This is a genomic window from Anaerolineae bacterium, from assembly GCA_016931895.1.
Lineage (GTDB): Bacteria > Chloroflexota > Anaerolineae > 4572-78 > J111 > JAFGNV01.
The window spans coordinates 1-5344 of sequence record JAFGDY010000148.1 but is presented as its reverse complement, the minus strand read 5'-3'; the positions used below and the strand labels follow the sequence as shown (position 1 = coordinate 5344).

5 protein-coding genes are annotated in these 5344 nt (G+C 51.8%); 3 read left to right on the top strand and 2 right to left on the bottom strand.

The window, feature by feature from the left end:
- From JW953_11350 to JW953_11340, 3 genes are all read left to right on the top strand, one after another.
- Nucleotides 1-439, top strand: a 439-nt coding sequence (locus JW953_11350; GenBank protein MBN1993286.1) for a hypothetical protein, incomplete at its 5' end; no start/stop codon positions are given.
- Nucleotides 440-585: 146 nt separating this feature from the next.
- Nucleotides 586-1455, top strand: coding sequence for an amino acid ABC transporter permease (locus JW953_11345; protein MBN1993285.1), 870 nt, complete (start codon nucleotides 586-588; stop codon nucleotides 1453-1455).
- Nucleotides 1456-1465: 10 nt separating this feature from the next.
- Entirely contained in the window at nucleotides 1466-2191 is a 726-nt protein-coding gene (locus tag JW953_11340; GenBank protein ID MBN1993284.1) for an amino acid ABC transporter ATP-binding protein, read from the top strand.
- Between the two features lie 225 nt (nucleotides 2192-2416).
- Here the strand turns inward: JW953_11340 and JW953_11335 are convergent, their stop codons facing one another.
- Nucleotides 2417-2998, bottom strand: a complete 582-nt coding sequence (locus JW953_11335) for a hypothetical protein (protein ID MBN1993283.1) — start codon at nucleotides 2996-2998, stop codon at nucleotides 2417-2419.
- An 86-nt stretch (nucleotides 2999-3084) separates the two neighbouring features.
- Nucleotides 3085-4422, bottom strand: a complete 1338-nt coding sequence (locus JW953_11330) for a hypothetical protein (protein ID MBN1993282.1) — start codon at nucleotides 4420-4422, stop codon at nucleotides 3085-3087.
- Nucleotides 4423-5344: the final 922 nt, after the last annotated feature.

Below are 5344 nucleotides of genomic sequence, written 5' to 3'. Positions count from 1 at the left end.
TTTGGACCAACTGGCCGACAAATACTTCTCCGACCAGTTCACCCTCACCTACGATGACGTCGGCGCAGGCGCTTACGCTGAAGAAGAGGTAGAAGCTGAAGCCACCGAAGAACCAACTCCGGCGCCGCCTACCGCTACCCCGGCTCCAGAACCAACGGCCACCCCGGAGCCAGCCGCAGACACCGGATTCACTGCGCCGGAAGGTAAGGCGCTCTTTGTTTTCTATAACAACAGCAGTGAAGATTTTAACGTTGATGTTGGTCCTCAATTGTTACAAGTTCCTGCAGGCCAAGTTGGTCAGCTTGTCCTTGACCCCGGAACATACACCTGGAAAGGCCACTCACCCGGTGGAGGATTTTACATTACGGATGCGAATGGTAACACAGCTTTTGAAATAACAGTTACAGCAGGTCAGGTATTTGAAACAGGCGTACAGTAAGTACTTTTCTGTTCCCAAACTTGTTTAGGCCTAAACCCAGTTTGGGCACAAGAAAAAAATGATAATATTGAACGATGCGCAGGGGGGATACCCCTGCGCATCGTTTAGCCAATCAACACAACGCCAGCTAAAGAATGGAAAACCCCATGAACCAAACAACCAAACCTCGCCCTCCGGCCGTACAGGGACGCCTCATTGATACCCTGGCCGACCTGCCCTGGTGGCTATTGGTTATTTTTCTGGGAGGCATACTTTTTGCTTTTTATGCTTCTCACGACCAAACCTATCGCGCCATTTTTGATTTCCTCAAGACCGGCCTGCTGGTGACCCTGCGCGTCACCTTAATTGCTTATGCCATTGCCATTACGCTTGGGTTATTGGCCGGCCTGGGCCGGGTTTCAAAAAACCCAATCATTTATAATGCGGCCACCTTATACGTGCAAGTGATGCGCGGTTTGCCTATTTTGGTCACCATTTTGTATGTGGCCTTTGTGTTTATCCCCGCCATTATTACCCTGATCAATACTGTAGGCGCGTTTCTGGCCGAAAGCAATATCCTGGCCGCAGACAATATTCTGGCCAAATTGGGGGACCGCCGGGCCGGGTTGGAGGTTGGTTTTGAAGCCAGGGCTATTATGGCCCTGGCTTTTAGTTACGGGGCCTTTTCCGCCGAAATTTTCCGGGCCGGCATTGAGTCCATTGGCCGGGGCCAGATGGAAGCCGCCCGCTCTTTGGGCATGAACTACTTTCAGTCCATGCGTTACATCATTTTGCCCCAGGCGGTGCGGCGCGTTTTGCCCCCTTTAGGCAACGATTTTATTGCCATGCTCAAGGAATCATCCCTGGTTTCGGCCCTGGGCGTCCAGGACATCACCCAGTTGGGCAGGCTTTATTCCGCCAGTTCTTTCCAATACCTGAAAACATACAACATGGTTGCCTATTTATACCTGTCAATGACCATTTTGTTATCGCTGGCCGTTAAGGCGATGGAAGTGAGGTTAAAAACCGATGAGTAATCAAGACGCGATGATTCTGATTAAAAATCTTGATAAGCACTTTGGGCATGTGGAAGCCGTTAATAATGTCAGCCTGGAAATCCAGGTGGGGGAAGTGGTGGTCATCATCGGGCCTAGCGGCTCCGGCAAGTCTACCCTGCTGCGTTGTATCAATTACCTGGAAATGCCCACCGCCGGCGACGTGTGGGTTGACGGCATCCATTTGAGCAAAAAAACCAAAGACATCAACGCCGTGCGCCGGGAAGTGGGCATAGTGTTTCAGCAATTTAACCTCTTTCCGCACCTCACCGCCCTGGAAAATGTGACCATGGCCCAGCGGGTGGTGCGCAAACGCTCCCGCGCCGAAGCCATTAAAATAGGGCGGCAGCAACTCGAGCGGGTGGGCATCCCCGAAAAAGCCGACGTTTATCCCGGCCAGCTTTCCGGCGGCCAGCAGCAGCGGGTGGCCATTGCCCGCGCCCTGGCCATGAACCCCAAAATAATGCTCTTCGACGAACCCACCAGCGCCCTGGACCCGGAAATGATCAAAGAAGTGCTGGACGTGATGTTAGCCCTGGCCAAAGAGGGGATGACCATGGTGGTGGTTTCGCACGAAATGGGCTTTGCCCGCAACGCCGCCGACCGCATTATTTTTATGGACGGCGGCCAGATTGTGGAGCAGAACACGCCCGACCAATTTTTTAACAACCCCCAGCACGAACGCACCAAACGTTTTCTGAGCCAGATTTTGCATTAGGGCATGTTTCTTAAATGTCATTTCGAGGCCGTTAGGCCGAGAAATCTCTTTATAATACCCCCCTGGAGGAGATTTCTCGTCGCTACGCTTCTCGAAATGACATGCCGGTGTATTTAAGAAACACGTTATTAGGGCGTGATGGCAAAATGCAGAACCCCGGCTTTTTAGAAAAGCCGGGGTTCTTTGTTATTGGACGCTCAATGAACCGGCTAAAAAACACCGCTTTTAATCGGGATGCTCAAAGTAGACTCTGATACCCATCAGGTGCAACTCGGTGGTGGCGGTATTCCAGTAGACTTCAATCTCGTAGTTGTACTGGGAGTTATCAACCGGCTCCGGTGTAGCAGCATCCACATACTCACTCGTGTAATGGGTACCCGCCACCGCACCGGCCGGCGAGTCTACCTGGACCAGTTCGGTACGGGTGTTGTCGCCGTTATTACGATACAGTCTGGCGGTTATAACGCCGGTGGCGTGGTTATCATAATAGTAAAACCGGATGCCGTGTATGCGAGCGCCTTGAGGCAGAATGACCGGAGCATGCATGAATTGGGGGCCTCCAGTAACCGCCGTCCCTCCGCCATTTTGCCCGGCAAAGACAGTGGTGCTACTTTCGGGCACAAAAACGCGACCAGCAATGCCCAGGTAATCCATGGTGCCCTGAATGCCAACGTCGTCCCCGGCCTGGTACGGGGGAATGGCCCTGGAACCAGCTTCGGCCGGGACAACCGGCTGAGCCAGAACTGCGGCCAGCCCTGTCAGCGCCACAATCGCCAGGCTAAGAAAGAGAATGTAGTATTTATTCATTAGAAAAAGCCTCCTATTTTTTTACGAAAACGCCCCCTCAAAACCCTGAACCAATCGCCAGTCAGGGAGAAGGCGTAACCCAACGGTTAGTGAACCTTAAGGATAAGCGGCAAATAGACGCCGCCGGCAGAGTAGCCCAGGGCAATCTCTTGCACCCGCAAGTTACTCCCGGCCGTTGCGCTCAACCTCGCCACAAAATAATAGGCGTAACTCTGGTTATCAACTACTTCTCCCAGGTTGGGGCTGGTCTGGAAAACGTAATTGGTACTATCCCCCGCCGGGGTCGCCTGCCAGATAATGGAACCGGCGCCCTGCCGGTCTACCCGGTAAAGATACCAGGTGGGGTTTTCAGTGGCATGATGATCATAATACCTGACTCTTGCCTCCTGAAGTGTTGCGCCGGAGGGTAGATCGAGTAACACAACCAGACTAGGTAATGTACCAGCAGCAGTCACGTATCGTCCTCCACCGCCAGTCCAATAATGGGTTGTGTCTGCGTAAAGGGGATGGAAGTTATCTCCGGCCACAGAGTAGTATTGCCAACTTTCTCCCCAAAGGGAGCCAAGATCGGATGAGCCTGAAGTGGCGGATACAAACCCGCCGGCCTCCAGCCCTTCTTTATCCTCGCCCGCCTGGCTGGGCGGGGAGGAGGCCAACTCGGTGATTTCTCCACCGGTATGCAACACCGGGCCTTCTTCCGGAAACTGGATACTTTCGGCAGAAGACTCTAAAACTACCCCCGCCGTCTCCGGGTTATTGGACGAAACGGGGTGCTCCGCCGACGGTTGGATCCCATCTTCAGCGGAATACTCCGCCGACGCCTGGACCTCACCTTCAGCGGAAAGGGTCGAGTGGGTCAGAGACGTGGCTGTGACCGGGGAGTAGGCCACCCTGGCCCCATAGGCGGCCAGGTTACCCCCGGCTGGATCATCCCAAATGATTTGAAGTGCATAGGCATAAGTGAAATTGTCTATCACCGGATTGCTGATGGTAGTATCGCTGGTGTTGCCCATACCGCCGCTACCAGAACTACTAGCCCAGGCCATATTCTCGAATGTTCCATCCCTTAGGTAGCGTCTCAGGTAAAGAGTCATGTTATTGGCGGCGTCACTATCTTCCCAAAAGAAGGTCAGGGAGGTGACCGTCGCGCCACTGGGTAGTTCAACTGAAGCGAACATAGCATGGGGGGATCCAGAACCTGCGGCCAGGCTCACTCCGCCCCAAGTCTCATAATCGTAGTCTATGCCTGAATGGATGGGCACAAAGCCGGTACCGGCTATGGATAAAACTCCTCCACTGCTCAAAAGTAGGGGGGCGGGAGCCGGGCCGGCCTTGGCCGGCGGCAAGTCTCCCCCTAAGCCTATCGCCAGCACCAAAACTACACTCACCACTACAAAAATGTGTAACCATTTTGAACGTTTCACTATAAAACCTGTTTGCATGGCAATTAATTTGCCTCCTCTCTACTTGTTACTAAAATTTCTTAACAAAAATAAGGTTTACAGTTTGTGCATCAAGCCGTGAAACTTAATCTTGCATGCCACCACCTCCTGGCCCCACCAGGGCCTATCCCGCTTTACAATTTCAGATAGGACTTACGCACATTCCAGAGGTGACAGTCACTTCGCAAGTGACTGTCACCTCTGGAACGCATCAACGATTTGCGTAAGTCCTATTCAGATTTACAATTAGAAAGGGGCCAACATTTTGGGGAGTTAGAGGTGGCAAATGATCTGTGGTGAGATGAGAGAGATTATAGGTACGCTAACCAGTAGATGCCAGAAGTGAGGAAAGTCTGCTTACCCCTTGCGCCATCGGACCTTTACCCAAACTGGGTATCGTTATTCCAGTATAACATATTTATTGGCCAGAGAGTTGGGTATTTTCTTAAAATCGCCAGATTTTTAATGGTTTTAACGTTGTTATGACAATAAACTACCAAAACAGGCCCTGGGGGAGGCCCGCCTGATCCTGAAAGTAATTGACACCAGGCCACAAATGGCTTAAAATCACGGCCAACCTTTTTCTGTTACTATTACACCGTCAAGTTAATTCTGATAGATTGGGGTAGGGGCGCACTCTTGCGGTCGCCCCATATGGGCCAGGCGCAAGACCGTGCCCCTACCCGTCAAAATTTGTCTGACAGTGTACTATTCAAGCCAGGTCACATTTTTGACCAACGACGAACGACCAACGACCAAACTTCGTCGTTCGTCCTTCATCCTTCGTCGCTGATAACAGGACCATTGAGCTTGATGGTGAGTAGTTTGACAATGTTAGATTATTATGTCAAGTAAAAAAACAGAATAGAAAAATGGACAAAAAAGATAAAAGCCGGTAAAAAAC